Here is a 15,166-nt window from a genome sequence, read left to right as displayed (position 1 = left end):
GATTGAATTCGCTGTCGGGCCGATTTCTGATCCTGACGACAGTCTTCGTGATGTTGGCCGAGATTTTGATCTTTGTTCCTTCAATCGCGCGCTTTCGCGAAGACTTCCTGCTGAACCGGCTTGAGCGCGCGCAGATCGCGTCCTTGGCGCTGCTGGCTGACGATATGCTGGCCGAAGACCTTGAGGCCGAACTGCTGGCCAACGCGGGTGTCTATAACGTCGTGCTGCGCCGCGATGAGGTGCGCCAGCTTATGCTGTCTTCGCCGATTCCGGAACAGATCACCAAGACCTACGATCTGCGCGACGCAGGGCCCTGGGTGTTGATCCGCGACGCGCTGGCGCGATTGTTCACTACTGAGAACGAAGTCATCCGCGTTATTGGCGAACCCGTCAAAGGGGCAGGTCTGCTGATTGAAGTCACCATAGAAAGCATGCCGCTGAGAATGGCGATGACGGATTACGGCCTGCGCATTCTGGGGCTGTCCTTCGTAATTTCCATCATCACCGCGTTCTTTTTGTTTTTGGCCGTGCGCGTCGTTTTGGTGAAACCGATCAAAAGTGTTGTTGGTTATATGCAGCGCTATGCAGGGGCACCCGAAGACGCACGAGGAATCATCTCGCCCAACTCCAAAGTGACCGAACTTCGCGAGGCCGAGGAGGCGCTGCAGCAATTGCAGACCGAGCTGACGCAGGCCTTGAAGCAACGTGAACGGCTGGCGCAACTGGGCGGCGCGGTGGCCAAGGTCAGCCACGATTTGCGGAACATACTGACTTCGGCACAGCTCTTCACCGACCGGATTGAGACCAGCGATGATCCCTTGGTGCGACGCATGGCGCCCAAGCTGGTGAACTCGATCACACGGGCAGTGTCGTTGTGCGAAAGCACGTTGGCCTTCGGACGCGCAGAAGAACCTGCGCCGACACTGACCATGGTGCGCATGCAAGATGTCGCCGCAGATGTCGTCGCCAGCGAACAGCTGGCTGTTGCAGATGCCTGCGTCGAGATCGTGAACGACGTGCCCAAAGACCTTGTGGCCCGGGCCGACCCAGAGCAGATATTCCGTGTCATGATGAACCTTGTGCGCAATGCGCGCCAGGCCTTGGTGGCATCCGGGAAGCCGGGAAACATCACGATCGCCGGCTGCGAATATAAAGACGACTGGTGCGTCGAGATCAGGGATGACGGCCCCGGATTACCGCCCAAAGCACGTGAGAACCTGTTCACTCCATTTCAGGGAGGGGTGCGTAAGGGAGGCTCTGGGCTAGGGCTTGCCATCGCGCAGGAGCTGGTGCGTGGGCATGGCGGAGACCTGATACTGGCGCATACCGGGCCCGAGGGGACAACCTTTGAAATCAGGCTTCCGCGGGGCGATGGGACTTTTTGAAAACTTTTTGAAGAATCGACTTGCGTGTCCCGAACACCGGGTCTAAATACCGCCTCACCAACGCGGACCGATAGCTCAGCTGGATAGAGTACTTGACTACGAATCAAGGGGTCGGGGGTTCGAATCCTCCTCGGTCCGCCATTTATATCTGATTTTATTAGATAAAATGACGGTTTAGTCCAGCTACCCACCAACTTACCCACCTTTTGAGTTGGATGTTTCTTTCGCCGTTTGTCCTGCAATTCAAACTTCTTTGCTTGATCTTGGCTGAACACGATCGAACCATGCCCGAGATAAGATTTAGGTTTTCCATACAATCTTTGGGAGTCAAAGTAAGTTTTGGATAAAAGCTTAGGTTGAACTCAATCAACTACTAGCGATAGTTGCCACGAAACTTTGAGTTGGACCGATTGAGAATGCCGATCATACTTTTCGTTGTATTGTCCCTGTTCATTGCGTGTGTGTTTTTGGTTCTTTGGATGCGGTGGCGCATGCGAGCATCCAAGGCGCGTTTTGCCTTTACGGTCGTTTCAACGATGCTGACCTGTCTTTTATTAGGTCTGTCCGCAATGTCTTCGAGTTTACCAACGGCAATTGTGTCAAAAGCATCAGAGGCAATAGGTTTGGTGCCTATTGAAAGTAGCGCACCTTCTTATCTTGCTCTCTTACTTTCAATAGTAGCGATTTTCTCTATCTATCGTTTTGGGTCCACCGCGGTAATAAATTGGGAAGCGCCGCAACGGGTTTCAGAAACCGACTTAGCTGAAAAGTACCTCGACAACAGCATAGCGGCCTTGTTCATCGAGCAAACAAAACTCTTTTATCGTGGGCAGCCTGATCCATTGGCTAGCGACGCCGTGGCGAATTGGAAAGAGAAAGTCTCTGAACCTCCTGCACCGGTGCCAACCAGTATTCTATTGAGAGATATGTTCGTGGAAGCATTGAGAAATGGAATACACATTCCTGACGACGGATGGAGAGAGGAGGGCAGGCTATGGGTCGGCAAAATTCTAGGTTTACGTGATCACGATACCGAAGAAGCTCTTGTACTCATTTGCGATAGTAAACCTAATACAAGGTCTTTGGAAAATAGACTTGAATCGTTAATGCAACGGTACGGTTCGATCGAAGACTTCAGCCTTTATGCGCTCTACATGTCCGACAGTCGACGAGAGGAAAAGTTGGGCACTCTGGAAATATGCAGGCAATCAATTCGCGTTTTGTCTTCGAGAGAACTAATCTTGATGAACCTGGAGCTTGTCAATTACGCCAGATTGATAATTGAAGCATTTGAGGAAACACAAGTTGGTGGGACAACTGCCACACTCAAAAACTCTTACGTTGAACTCAATGTACTTAGCAACAATGACGATAGTCAGCCAGAAGCTCTGGCCGAGAAAATTGCGACTTGGCTTAACGATACATCAGGAAAACAAATAGCCATCACAGGCGAGTATGGACAGGGCAAGAGCACTGCCTTGCTCAAGTTTTGTTACGACTGGGCTAAGCGCTTTGTCGAGACACAAGAACTAAATGAACGTGTGCCTTTGCTCATTGAACTACGTGGACAAAGCCCATCTGAAACGGACCCGCTTGGCTTCCTCTCTAATTGGTGCACACGATACGGGCTATCTCCAAGACAAGTTCACAACCTCATTAAGTCAGGCGACGCGGTCGTGATTTTTGAAGGCTTTGATGAACTTCGCAATTCAGGTCAAGCGTACTACAGACACCAACATTTCAACGCACTTTGGAAGTTTGCATTCCCCGGTACGAAAGTCCTGTTTACCGGACGCCCCAACTTCTTTTTGGATCAAGCAGAAGCTAACCGAACACTTCGCAATCAAGAAGCCCGCAAACTAGGCGGCGACTTGTACACGGACATCTGGAAACTTGAAAAACTTACTGCACCGCAGATTTCAGAGGCCTGTCGAAATTATGACCCGGCAGTTGCCAATGGAATTGTAGGGGCAGTTGAAAAAAATCGCGATTTCTTGGACATCGTATCACGCCCCTCAATGCTTCCTGTCGTCGCCACCATATGGAACGAAATTGAAGACTTGCAGGCTGGTGGCAACCAACTCACGGGCGCAGCTTTGATCGAGAAGTACATTCAAGCTGTTTTCGCCAGAAAAGAAGCCGAGCTAGAGCGAGATCAGAAGAAGCTTGATGCACCTACCGGGTCAAGATACCTCGTGCTTCCTAAGCAAATTCGGGAATTCCTAACTATCTGTGTGGCATGGCGGATGTCTGGCCTCAGATTAAAGAACACTATTCCTCGTTCTGAAATTACGGAAATGATTAGGGAAATCTATGACCACTTGCTTGCACTTTCCAAGTCGCTTGGTGTCTCCGCTGAAATTGCGGAGGGGATGATTGATTTCGACAAGCGGTACAAAAATGAAAGCACAGCAGAACGCATTGAAGCAATCGCTGAGGAAATTTGCAGTTCAGGTTTGTTAGTGCCAGATCCGGCTGGTGGATCAAGTAACTTGCGTTTCCCCCACAAGCAGTTTTTTGAATTCCTAATTGCGAAGGCCGTCGCAATAAAAAGCAACTCTGCAGTAAAAGGTGCAGGTCAGTTGCTGGACAAGTGTTCCTCAGAAGCGAATCTCAGTACTAGGTTAATCAGCGAGCCGAATTCTGTGGTTTATTTGACGGAGTGTGTGGGGCCGAACATGCAGGCTGTCGCAACTCCATGGCAGAGATTCCTATTAAGGTTGTATGTGGCTCAGTTAATCTTTGCACATCAGTTCATACGCCTCGCTTTTAGAAGGAAGTCAAAAAGCAGTGAAGAAGTGTTCCGCAGGCAGTTTGCCCGTGTAAAAACACAGTCTGAACGTTTGCGGGCAATGGAGAGGCTCACTCGGATGGCTTTTCTGCTTACCGGGCCAGTGGTGGTATTCTGGATCTTGTTGATTGTGGGTATTGGTTTCTTTGAAATTCAGAGCCGTGATCTTATTGGTAATCTTCGTGATGCCTTAGAAACCCATCCTTTCAGCATTTTTGCAATAGCGCTTCCTATTTCTATGGCCGCTGTATCTTCCAACTTTCTTACTGATGATAAGTTGCCAAGAGTGGTGTTTGCATTCTTAAACGCTCATTGGGAGAGATCTGGCGAGTTCCCAAAATCTCGACTTGGAGAACTTCGCCTAGCTTTGACATCTTTGAGTCGTGGGCAGGTGCAGTTTTCGGCTGAACATAAAGACACAACAGATTATGAACGTTTTCTTTACCCTGCAGCTGAACTAGGAAATGGTTTAGACTAAACTCAGGGTACTGTTTGTGGGACGTATCTTGCATGGTCGTAGAAGCCACAGGCCTGCAAAAAGCGGTGTTTATCCGCTTCCGCCGTTAGAGCTATTTCCATTGCATTTAGTTGAATTGAAGCGTCTGTGCTCATCGCCGCAATCCGCATGCACTCGCTTCTGACCGCATGATAAAACGCCAGTGTCTCGCCAACCGATGCCGCGATATCAGATTGTTTTGCTTCCGACAAAAGGCGATCTGTCAGTTTGTCAAAGAGGCGTTGGGCGTGTCTGGCGGATATTCCTAGTAGCGCTCCGATTTGCCCAAGAGGTGCACCCCATAGCGACATGCGGTGGACAACAACCAACCTAAACTCGGTGACGTATTCGACGTCATGGAATTCTACCTTCGCAGTGTCTTCTTCGGATACTGGTTCAATGCCGCTTGCACCCGGGTTCAAAACTATACGCGAAAAACTTGTGGCCATCCGTCTGGGGTGAGCGGCAGGGTGGGGAAATGCGTGGTCCAAGCGAATTTGGCGATCTTCCCGAACGGCTGCTTCGATTTCTCTGTCTATGCGGTCTAACGCTTCCGGTGACCGTTCCGGATACTGCATGACGGAGCGTTGTATTTGCTTGTGTACATGCTGCATCCGCCGACCTTCTGTGAAACCGCCCTTTGGTGTTTTCCTGTGAGGAATTTGACCTGAGGTTGGGTCTCGTTCTTGGTTTGTTTTACCCATTTCGTTTCTCTCGGTGGCCAGTGCGTTTCAGATTGCATTTAGCCTTTGTGCAGCGCTCAGAATTGCACCCGGGTTCAAATGTCGAAGTCCAAACGGGCGATGATCCAGCCTAAGGCTAAGAACGCCGGATAGAACAACAACCAACCCACATATGTCAGGTAGCGGACCAACGATTTTTCATTCCGATGGATAAGCGACAATATCGCGTCTTCATCGCCGCCGAGAGCTTCGCGATATGTGCTTGGAATGATAATCTTGCTGTATGCGGTATGGCCGACCAGCAAATACAATACTGTGGCAAGTGCTATCATGACATTCATGGTTTTCTCCAAATTTGTTGGTCGCTTTGATGGAACTTTGAACCCGGGTGCAAATCGGGCGCTTTCTCTGACAGGTTTTCCCGTTTGGATGTTAATTCAATGATGGCAGTGCAGGGCGCGAGCGGTGTGTAAGAGCTGGTGATTAGATGTGCGGCAAACTCAGCAGCAGGGAGTGTGTGAAATTGGGCGGTTCTTGGTGCAGACATTGCAGCAGGTTGGCTCGTGCCTTGGAATTTCTGCTGCAAACTTTGCGGCAAGGGTGCAGCAGACTTAGCAGCAGGTTTCTGAATTACTCGCCTCGAAACCTAAGCACATTGGACGCTTCAGTATTCGCGCTCCGGAACCGAGTAGCGTCCCCGCGAGCGTGACCGGGCCGTTTACTGCTTTTGTATTCAATAACTTCGTAGTCTTTGCCCTTCTCCCAAAATCTCGGGTCGTATGTTGGTGCTTTGGGTTTGCCAAGATGTTCGGTCGGCAGCATCGTCAATCGCCATTCCGGTGACAGTGCATTGCCTTCGATGCCCTTTTTGTGTCGTTGGGTGCATACGATCCACCCCTTGGCCTGCAAGTCTGCCAATGCTGTGGCTGCTGTCTTAGCGGCAACACCCATTTCTGCTGCTAGTGTCCGGGTGGACAGCGCGACAATGCCGTTGTTATTGAAATTCAATCTCTTGCCTTCATAGCGACATCGGACTTTGAGATGCATGTACGCTGCTTGTGCCGTGGAGCTTAGCGGACATTATCGGTGTGACGAAAAAGTAGCGGAGGATCCAGAGGCTCAGTTCAAGATGATTGCAGTCACCTATGCCACCGGAGACATGGATGAGGTTGATCAGGTGATAAACTACCTTGCTTTTATACGTCGTATGAAAAAACAGGTTATTTATGAATTGGGACACTGGAGTGATAAGGACCCAGATCGGCGATGATACAACCAGAGATCGCTTCACATAACACCCGTTCAACGACGTTCGCGGTTTGTTGCCGAGGCGTCGAACATCCATGGGTTGGAGAACTCCGGGCTCTGTGACGGACCGGCAGCGCCCGGATTGACGTCAAACTTCTAACTGTTGTCTTCCTCGCTTTCACCCAAACATGTTGATCCATCGGATCACCATCGGTGAAAGGCAGATCAGCAGAAGAACGGGCATCATACACATGGCCATAACAGCTGACATCTGCACTGGTAGTTTGTTGGCCTTTTCCTGTGCCCGAAGTTCGCGATCCACACGCATGTCGGTGGCAAACCTCCGTAGAGAAGCAGAAATGCTGGTACCGTATTGGTTGGATTGCAGGAAGGCGTTCGCGAAAGAGTTTACCTCATCAATGCCGACGCGTTCCGCCATGTCCATAAAGGCGGCTTGGCGCTCTTTGCCAGCTTGCAGTTCCAGTTGGAGTATCGTGAATTCTTGCGAAATTTCCGGTGCTGCGTGCGCCATTTCATGCGACACACGCACCATCGCGGCGTCAAATCCTAATCCTGCCTCTATCGCTACTTGCAACAGGTCCAGCGCATTTGGAAGACTGTGTTCAATGGCCTGACGGCGCTTTCTAATACGGTACCGCAGCCACAGAGCAGGGCCGTAGAATCCGACTACCATCAGCGCGGTGACAATCTGCAATGCATTTACCCAGGAGATGCTCTGCAAAAGACTGGCAATACCAAGCTGAACCTGAATTTCTAACGGTAAAGCCAACGCCGTAACGAAAGCGGCCGGTAGCACGAACCCCATAACCACACGAAACAAATAGAAAGTGCGGATGGCGTGTTTGCGCTGAATACCAGCCTGCTTAAGCATTCTGCCAATTCTGGAACGCTCACGTTTCGACGAGGGCACAAAAGCCTTTAGAAGACCGTGCGGGTCGCTGTTATCCCCCTGGATGAGGTCGAAATCTGCGCCATGCCCCCGAGAAATTGATCCGACCCGCATCCGGCGTGCAGCCGTGTCATCAGTTGCGGTCATGCCGGAAATCCCGAGGATTACAAAGAATACGCTTACGGCGATCCCGCCCAGCACGAGATACTGAAGGGGAAGATCTTGGCTGTTCAGAAAACCTTGAATAAATTCCATTTTTCCGCTCCCTCTCAGAATTTGAACTTTACGAGCCGTTTCAGAATAAGCCCTTGAGCAATTGTCAGGCCGATGATCGCACACGCGAAATAGGGAAATAGCGGATCATTTCGCACATCGCCGTAGAACGTAGGTGTGGACATCTCGATTGAGAAGTAGATGAACACCGGCAAGACCGTAAGAATAAGGCTGCTAAGACGGCCCTCGGCAGAGATTGCCTTGATCTTTTTTTGCATGGTTTGCCGGTCGCGGATGACTTGGGACAAAATGCTTAGGACACGTGCAAGGTTGCCGCCGGTTCCGTGCTGAATACCGATGCTGACCGCAAGATAGTTTGCGTCCTCTGTTCCGACACGTTTCGAGAAATCCTGAAACGCCGTTGCGACGTCGTCGCCGTAGTTAATTTGGTCTTGAATAATGCCAAACTCGGAACCTATCGGATCCGGAAGATCCGATGCCACATTCCCGACCGTTACAGCCACCGGGTGTCCGACCTTCAGGCCACGGGCCATAAGGTCCAATGCATCCGGCAACTGTTTTGTCAGTTTCCTGGATCGGGCATCCTTCATGGCGATCAGTACCAGCACCGGGAGAATAACGGCCAGAAAGCCGCTAAGAACTGCGGCAATTTCCGGGGCTAGGAGCCGGGATATTGCAACGAAGGCCGCTAGGGCTACACAAGTGGCTGTAAGGACTATCCAGATCGGATTGATCGTCAGCCCGGCTTGGACAAGCAGACGGCGAAAGCGCGCGATCAAACTGGGTTTTTCGCCAGGAGCCATCATTGCAGGGTCGCGTAACAATTGCAGAACCTGATCGGTCGAGGCGCCCCCCTGGATCAGCTTCATGCGCCGGTTTCTGGCCTCGCTGAGGGATTCCTTGCGCAGGAAAAGCTGCTGTAATCCTTCGTATGCAAGAAGAATTCCAAGGAAAATCGAAATGTAGAACAGAATGTTCAGGGTGTTCGGTTGCAGGTCAATCATAACGACATAGCCCCACGAATAAACATGTTGGTATCTACGTTGACCCCTGCGGCAACCAACTGATCGAAGCATTTTGGCCGAATACCCGTAGGCAGGAATTCCCCAAGAATCTGCCCGTCCTCCGACTTGCCGCGACGTTTGAAAACAAAAATGTCCTGCATGGTGATTGTGTCATCTTCCATGCCGGTAATTTCCGAAATGCTGACGACTCTGCGGGAGCCGTCGCTAAGGCGGCTGAGCTGGAGTACAATCTGTATCGCCGAAGCAATCTGTGATCGGATGGTTTTCATCGGCAAGTCAGTGCCAAGCATTGTTACCATCTGCTCAACCCGGCTTAGTGAATCACGCGCCGAGTTTGCGTGAACGGTAGTCATAGACCCGTCATGGCCCGTATTCATGGCTTGAAGCATGTCAAAACACTCTGACCCACGAACTTCTCCTACGATGATGCGGTCAGGCCGCATCCTCAGGGCATTGCGAACTAGGTCACGTTGGGTGATTACACCTTGCCCTTCAGCATTCGGAGGGCGGGTTTCAAGACGAACAACGTGGCTTTGCTGAAGCTGAAGTTCGGCAGCGTCTTCGATAGTAACAATACGCTGATTGCCATCGATAAACGACGATACAGCGTTCAGCATGGTTGTTTTGCCCGTGCCAGTGCCGCCTGAAATGAGAATATTCAACCTTGCTTCGACAAGGGCCGCAAGGAGTTTGGCTGCCTGATCATTCATGCTGTTCTGATCAACAAGCTTTTTTATTGTCAGCGGGTTGCGGGAGAATTTGCGAATTGACAAAGCTGGTCCATCGACGGAACACGGCCGAATAATTGCGTTAACGCGGCTGCCGTCTTCCAAGCGCGCATCAACCCAGGGCTGAGACTCATCGATACGCCGACCAACTTTGCTGACGATCTTGTCGATAATCCGCAGCAAGTGACGTTCATCGCGGAAGCGAACAGTAGAAAGCTCCAGAAGACCAAAGCGTTCGACGTAAACCTGATCAAAAGAGTTTACGAGAATATCGTTGATAGTCGGGTCTTCCAGCAACGGCTCCAATGGCCCCAGACCCATAACTTCGTGAATAAGCTCATCAACCAGCGCAGTGAAAGCCTCAGAGCGCATGTGCAGGTTTTCAGCCTCGATCAGACCGGTTACCAAAGATGCGATCTGGCGCTTCAATTCCGATCGTTCAACCTTATCGATAACTGAAAGATTGAGCCGGTCCAGTAGCTCACCATGCAAGCGGCTTTTGAGTTCCAGATGCGCCTGCAGATCGACATCTACTGGATCAGGAGTCGCCTTGGATTTGGTGGGCATGTCAATGGGTCGATCCAGTGTCAGCACATTCGACTTGGAAGCAACCTTGCGTGATCTAAATTCGTTGAACACGTTGATCTCCTTTTACGCTTTCTTCGTTGCCACGGGCTGAGTTTCAGCCGAGACCGCAGCGGCCAGTTTTGCCAAGGCTTTTCCAAGATCCGTTTGCCGCTTCAAGTCCACAATCGGCCGTCCAAGATCTACGGAGTTTCTGGCAACTTTCGAATTCTCGGGCAGCCAGTGTTTCAGACTTGTCTTCAATACCTTCTCGGCCCCGCGGACATGCGAAGGCTTGATCAATGTGTTCCGCTCTCTGTTGACCACGAACTCCACCGGAAGACCGACGTTTGCCTCGCGGTAGAATTCAATCAACCGCCGCGCCTGGCGCACACAGGGGACAGTAGTATCGGTAACCAAAGCCAATTTGGTGGCCCGTTTGAAAATAGGTTCAACCCATTCAACGACAGCGCAGGGAAGGTCGATGATAATATAATCATAGCGCTGTTGCAGAAGGTCCAGCATCCCTTCGATCAGATCAGGCCGCATCGATTGTAGGGGCACCATCGGGGTAGGCGCGCACAGAACGTCGACGCCAAGCCCATGCTCTTGCAGGATCGAAGACAGAAAATGATCGTCAGGAATCTTAGAGTTTTCGATAAGTTGAAGGAACCCGCCGTTGTCCTCGAGATCTAGAAAAACATTTGAGTTTCCGAACTGAAGGTCAAAATCCAATAGGGCTACTCGGTTTTTTGCGGACTTCCTGAAAAAAGATCCCCGCCCGCCGACAAGCGAGCAAGCGAGGTTGACAGCAACTGTTGTAGCTCCGATTCCACCGCGCGCCTTTGCGACTGGTATGACCTTGCCCAACGCCGAAGAACCGTCTGAAATAGTGGTTCGCGAAACCGCGCGCGCATTTAGTTTCTCACTGACTGCGGCTTTCAAACCTTCGCCATCAATCGACAGCGGCAAAACCTCATCAATACCGATCTTGTACAATTCACGCGCCTTGGTGATCGACAGATCATTCTGAGTGAGTGCAACAAACAAGGTGTTATCGTCGCGGTGCGTCAGGACAGCCTCGATAGCGCGGAGCTCCCCTGTGTCATCAGGGTCGATTTCAAAGATCACCAGATCGTGCTTGAATGCAAGATCGAGGGCAGTTCCATTCAACATCTGAAACGATGCCCCGTTCCTGGTGACTTTATTTTCCTCATTTACGGGAAAGACATCCGCAACCAGCTGCGCGATCTCTTCGTTTTCCGAAACAAGCATAATTGCCTGCGATTTCGGTGTAAAAACATTCTGATCTCTCATCCTGACTCTCCTAATGCAAGGTCTTCAGCAGGCAGCGAGACGCTGAAGTTTGAGTAACCGACTGTCGAAGATATTGTGCTGTTAGTTGCGCCCGCAGCATTTGCCAGCGCGGCCAACGGTGAAACGAATTGAAAATCGTTAAGGTTCAATTCGACTGAGACCATGGGAGTATACGGGCCACCCAAGAAACCCAGATTGGGGTTGAAGTCATAATGAAACTGTAAGTTGTCTATTGTGGCATCCGGAGGCAAAAGCGGGCTAATCCGCGCCCAGACTTCCGAGGCTGTAGCATTGATTGCGACACCCGAACACGAAGGGGTTTGAGGATCCGTACAAACCCCGGCCGAGGCACTGCAGGACGTGCCAAACCGTGGTGACGAAGTAGAGGTGCCCCGCTGATGCGTCGTGGGTACTCCGGGGCACGCAGGCGGTCGAACGATTGCAATGCGCGCTGCCAGTTGCGAGGCTTTCTGAGCATTTGCAATGCTATAGGACATGCGACCGAAATCCAGTAGCGCCATGAAGAGGAACAGAAACAGGGAAACGACAATGGCGAACTCGACAAGAACGCCGCCGCTTTGATCCCAAAGAACTTTCTGCCCTCTGCGAAGCATGTGCGTGTGGATATGAAGCAGACCTTTCATTGCCCAAAAATCCGTGAAGTGTCCGAAACGTCAGTCGTCACCGAAGACAGCCCGTTGCCAAAGAGAGACAGGATTCCGCCCAAAGGAAATTGAATAGTAATGTTCGCGCTGACCGTACCGACAGGCGCTGGGTTGACCCGATAGGTTCCTGATACACAGGACAGACTGGGTGTCACCGAATTGACCGTTATGCTGGGCGGGAACAGGCTGTTGGCATTTTTGTCGTCCTCGACGATGCCCTTCAAAGTAGTAGTAAGTCCGGCAACATTGCCTCCAGAGGTGCAGATATCTGCGGGTGTCACTCTGGACAGATAGCGACTGGCGTCGCGAACGCCTGCTATGACCGATTGGTAGGACCACATCATGCGTGCAGATTCCAACGTGACCGCCAGCAGCAACAGCATAAGTGGCATGACCAGGCCAAATTCCACGAGGATCGCGCCATCATCCTTTTTTGCGAAGCGTTTGAAGGGTTTTGCGAGGCAGCTTTTCATGATCCTGCGTCCTATCACCGATACAGTTGCACGAGGTCGCGAAAGATACCGCCGAACCCATTGCCGCCGCTGCCGACACCTGAAACGTCAGGGAAGCCGACAACTTCGCCATGGATGTCAAAGCTGGGTGGCGAGCCGCCATCATCCCCAACTGGTTCTGTCAGGAAGACAGCAACAAACTTTGTAACCGGAACGCCCGTGGTCGAGCCGGAAACCGGATTTTGGGTACAATCGATGCCTGCCGCTGTTACGACACGACGGGCCGGGTCAGTCGACATTTGGTTCGAGCACATCGGGCGGCCGGTTTCCGCAAGCGAAGGGTCCAGGATCGAATTTGCGTTCGGCGGTGAATGTGGGTTGCTATTGCCGTGCGCGATTTCCCGCAGATACATTCCGTATCTTGTGCCAGCAAACACGCTATCCGTTACGCTAAGAGCCGGAAGGTGAGCATCGCTGCCAATTCCGTCTGCGATACCGTCTGCAAGGTCATGGTTCCGGTTAAGATACCCTGCGCGATCCCAGACGCCGTCTCCGAACCGGTTGTTGCCACCGCATGTGCCTGCCGCCATGCAAGTGTCTCGACCAAGAGCGACCGTGTCAGGCGTAACCTCTTCGTTACCCTGAATGCAGGAACCACCCCCCTTTTTCTGTATCCCTTTGATGACGTTCGGAGCCGGTGCAAAGTCCGGGTTGTTTTTCTCACCATTAAGCACGGAGCGGAAAATATCAAAGCGGACATTGAACGCCGCATTGGTGATTCCGACCTTCTGACCCGGTTCGGTATCCAGACCATTAGTCAACACGCATTGCGTAATCTGGCTTTGCGCTGCGATGAGGCAGGCAAGTTTGTTCCCGCCTTCGTCCGCACATACGCCAGAGGCATCTTCAAATGTCGCCAGGTCGATAAACCCAAAATTACCCGGTCCCCAGGCGGTTCCGTTGCCACCGCTGCGCAGCAAGATTTGATCGCCGACGGTCAGGGTATTTTCCCAATCCGGCGGCAGGCAGAACATCAAAGGTGAGATATCGCAGGCCGCTTTGGAGTAACCGGCGACGGCCTCGGCCGAAACGCTGGCCGATATGCCGCTTCCACCAAGCATTCTGTCCAAAGCCGAAGCAAGGTTCATGCTAAGGGACTTGGGTGTTAACACGACCTGCGCAAATTTGGCTTGTCGTGGGTTGGTGGTGACATCTGCGCCCAACGGCGTGAGGTCCGAAACCGGCAGCGCGGAGTGAAACAAAAGCGTATAATCCGACGAGCCCGAAAGCGTGGAAGGACCGTTGGCAAATGTCTGGCTGTCACTGATCAAGTTGGCCGCTGCATTGGTTGCGCGGGTGATAGCGTCGGGTTGTCCGTCCAACTCACCAGCGGCTGCCAAGGCTACGTGGTCCGCGAAGGACTGAAACTCTGCGTGGGTCGAGTTCAATCGGCCAACATCCAGCGTGATCGCAAAGAAACCGAGAAATGCAACAAATGCTGTGCCCCAAAGGATCGCGACCGTGCCGCGTTCGTCCCTGACAAAGAATGATATGTTGGCTTTAAAATGCATGGCGCAGACTTACTGTGCAGAGTTCTGGCTGACTTCGATCGAGCGGGCTTTTGGCTTGATCTCTGGGCTGACAGTTATCGGGGTGGACGAGGCATCCGTCTGATTGCTGGATTTCGTCTGGGGGGTCGTCTCCGCCTCTGTCGCTTCTTCGGCTCCGCGGGAGTTCCTCTGGATGATGACAACTTCGGATTCCGTGCCGCGATTCAACCTAACCGTCGGTTGAGTTTCGACTTCTTCAGCTGGACCTTCTTCTTGCAAAAGATCGCGCAGGCGAACCATTTCCATTGGCTCATCCTCGACACCGTCCAGCGTTCTTAGAGTGAGGCTCAGGGTCCCGGCTTTTTGAGCCAAAGCCAGGCGCTGTCCTTGCTGAGGTGTCACTTCCACTGTGATCGTGCGGGCAATTTCGGGTTGATCGCTCAGTTCTTCGGATTGCTGGTCAACGCCAATCACGCGGATATTCTGCAAAATAGTAACAGCGCGCAAATCCATCCTTGCGCCTTGAGTCAAAACGATGTCGACCCAATCACCCGGAGTGACAAATCCGCCGACCGCGGTCACGGCATCCACTTCGATCGCCATCGCGCGCGTGTTTTCACCCAGCTTTTGAACCAGCGTGACCTTCTCTCCGAAATTCGAAACTTTCGAAAGAAGCATGACTTCACCGGGATAGAACCGCCCCTTTGCGCGACGCAGCTTTTGGCGACTATCCGGAACAAGTACCCCTAACTCGGTAAAAACCCCTGCAGGTAGCGCTTCGCGTGGCCAGAGATGAGTTGTGACGTGATGATTCTCTATTGTTTGACCAAATGCAATCTCTGAGCGCGCAACGTAGATCTCAACGAGATCGGCGTTCGTCGTAGCACTGGGTGCAGTCGTGTTAAATTGGATGTAGTCTTTCGCCAGGAACACAGAGCCTGAAGCAATCGCAATTCCGAAAAATGTTGTAATAATTGGTCTGATACGCATCTCTGTCTCCAAAAGTTACGCTCAAAAATCTCGAAACTTCTACAAATGTGATTTCGAAAATCCCGGCGGTGTATTCTGCGCCGCTATACGGATGGGACAGCGCAGAATGTTGTTGTGGTCTGCAAATC

Annotated in this window: 13 protein-coding genes and 1 tRNA gene; 3 read left to right on the top strand and 11 right to left on the bottom strand. The window is 51.8% G+C overall.

Annotated features, from left to right (window positions below; all coding sequences use genetic code 11):
- Nucleotides 1-2: 2 nt before the first annotated feature.
- From DK510_RS14775 to DK510_RS14765, 3 genes are all read left to right on the top strand, one after another.
- Nucleotides 3-1,385 (top strand): ATP-binding protein, encoded by a 1,383-nt coding sequence (locus DK510_RS14775; RefSeq protein ID WP_109312751.1) that lies wholly within the window; start codon nucleotides 3-5, stop codon nucleotides 1,383-1,385.
- 64 nt (nucleotides 1,386-1,449) lie between these two features.
- A tRNA-Arg gene (locus tag DK510_RS14770) sits at nucleotides 1,450-1,526 on the top strand.
- Nucleotides 1,527-1,876: 350 nt separating this feature from the next.
- Nucleotides 1,877-4,654 carry an NACHT domain-containing NTPase gene (locus DK510_RS14765; RefSeq protein WP_160116542.1) on the top strand — a complete coding sequence of 926 codons (2,778 nt, stop codon included), beginning with the start codon at nucleotides 1,877-1,879 and terminating at the stop codon, nucleotides 4,652-4,654.
- Nucleotides 4,655-4,656: 2 nt separating this feature from the next.
- Here the strand turns inward: DK510_RS14765 and DK510_RS14760 are convergent, their stop codons facing one another.
- The 11 genes from DK510_RS14760 to cpaB all read right to left on the bottom strand — a co-directional run bounded on the left by DK510_RS14760 (nucleotide 4,657) and on the right by cpaB (nucleotide 15,038).
- Nucleotides 4,657-5,376 (bottom strand): hypothetical protein, encoded by a 720-nt coding sequence (locus DK510_RS14760; protein ID WP_160116541.1) that lies wholly within the window; start codon nucleotides 5,374-5,376, stop codon nucleotides 4,657-4,659.
- Nucleotides 5,377-5,450: 74 nt separating this feature from the next.
- Nucleotides 5,451-5,696: a hypothetical protein gene (locus DK510_RS14755; RefSeq protein WP_109312748.1), complete on the bottom strand. Its 246-nt coding sequence runs from the start codon at nucleotides 5,694-5,696 to the stop codon at nucleotides 5,451-5,453.
- A gap of 289 nt (nucleotides 5,697-5,985) precedes the next feature.
- A complete protein-coding gene (locus tag DK510_RS14750; protein ID WP_160116540.1) occupies nucleotides 5,986-6,363 on the bottom strand; it encodes a hypothetical protein in 378 nt (125 codons plus the stop codon).
- Nucleotides 6,364-6,781: 418 nt separating this feature from the next.
- Nucleotides 6,782-7,768 (bottom strand): type II secretion system F family protein, encoded by a 987-nt coding sequence (locus DK510_RS14740; RefSeq protein ID WP_058278685.1) that lies wholly within the window; start codon nucleotides 7,766-7,768, stop codon nucleotides 6,782-6,784.
- 14 nt (nucleotides 7,769-7,782) lie between these two features.
- Complete coding sequence (locus DK510_RS14735) at nucleotides 7,783-8,751, bottom strand: type II secretion system F family protein (protein ID WP_160116539.1); 969 nt, start codon at nucleotides 8,749-8,751, stop codon at nucleotides 7,783-7,785.
- Nucleotides 8,748-10,139 (bottom strand): CpaF family protein, encoded by a 1,392-nt coding sequence (locus DK510_RS14730; protein ID WP_058278683.1) that lies wholly within the window; start codon nucleotides 10,137-10,139, stop codon nucleotides 8,748-8,750. The genes DK510_RS14735 and DK510_RS14730 overlap by 4 nt, the downstream gene beginning before the upstream one ends.
- 12 nt (nucleotides 10,140-10,151) lie before the next feature.
- A complete protein-coding gene (locus DK510_RS14725; protein ID WP_109312745.1) occupies nucleotides 10,152-11,381 on the bottom strand; it encodes an AAA family ATPase in 1,230 nt (409 codons plus the stop codon).
- Complete coding sequence (locus DK510_RS14720) at nucleotides 11,378-12,025, bottom strand: TadE/TadG family type IV pilus assembly protein (RefSeq protein ID WP_234999093.1); 648 nt, start codon at nucleotides 12,023-12,025, stop codon at nucleotides 11,378-11,380. The genes DK510_RS14725 and DK510_RS14720 overlap by 4 nt, the downstream gene beginning before the upstream one ends.
- Nucleotides 12,022-12,519: a TadE/TadG family type IV pilus assembly protein gene (locus DK510_RS14715; protein ID WP_109312744.1), complete on the bottom strand. Its 498-nt coding sequence runs from the start codon at nucleotides 12,517-12,519 to the stop codon at nucleotides 12,022-12,024. Before DK510_RS14715 ends, DK510_RS14720 begins: the two co-directional genes overlap by 4 nt.
- 14 nt (nucleotides 12,520-12,533) lie before the next feature.
- Nucleotides 12,534-14,069, bottom strand: coding sequence for a pilus assembly protein TadG-related protein (locus DK510_RS14710; protein ID WP_109312743.1), 1,536 nt, complete (start codon nucleotides 14,067-14,069; stop codon nucleotides 12,534-12,536).
- 9 nt (nucleotides 14,070-14,078) lie between these two features.
- Complete coding sequence (cpaB, locus tag DK510_RS14705; RefSeq protein ID WP_109312742.1) at nucleotides 14,079-15,038, bottom strand: Flp pilus assembly protein CpaB; 960 nt, start codon at nucleotides 15,036-15,038, stop codon at nucleotides 14,079-14,081.
- Nucleotides 15,039-15,166: the final 128 nt, after the last annotated feature.

Origin of the sequence: Ruegeria sp. AU67 (genome assembly GCF_900312795.1) — a bacterium.
Taxonomy (GTDB): domain Bacteria; phylum Pseudomonadota; class Alphaproteobacteria; order Rhodobacterales; family Rhodobacteraceae; genus Ruegeria; species Ruegeria atlantica.
The sequence above is the reverse complement of the archived record's forward strand: the minus strand, read 5'-3'. Positions and strand labels throughout refer to the sequence as shown.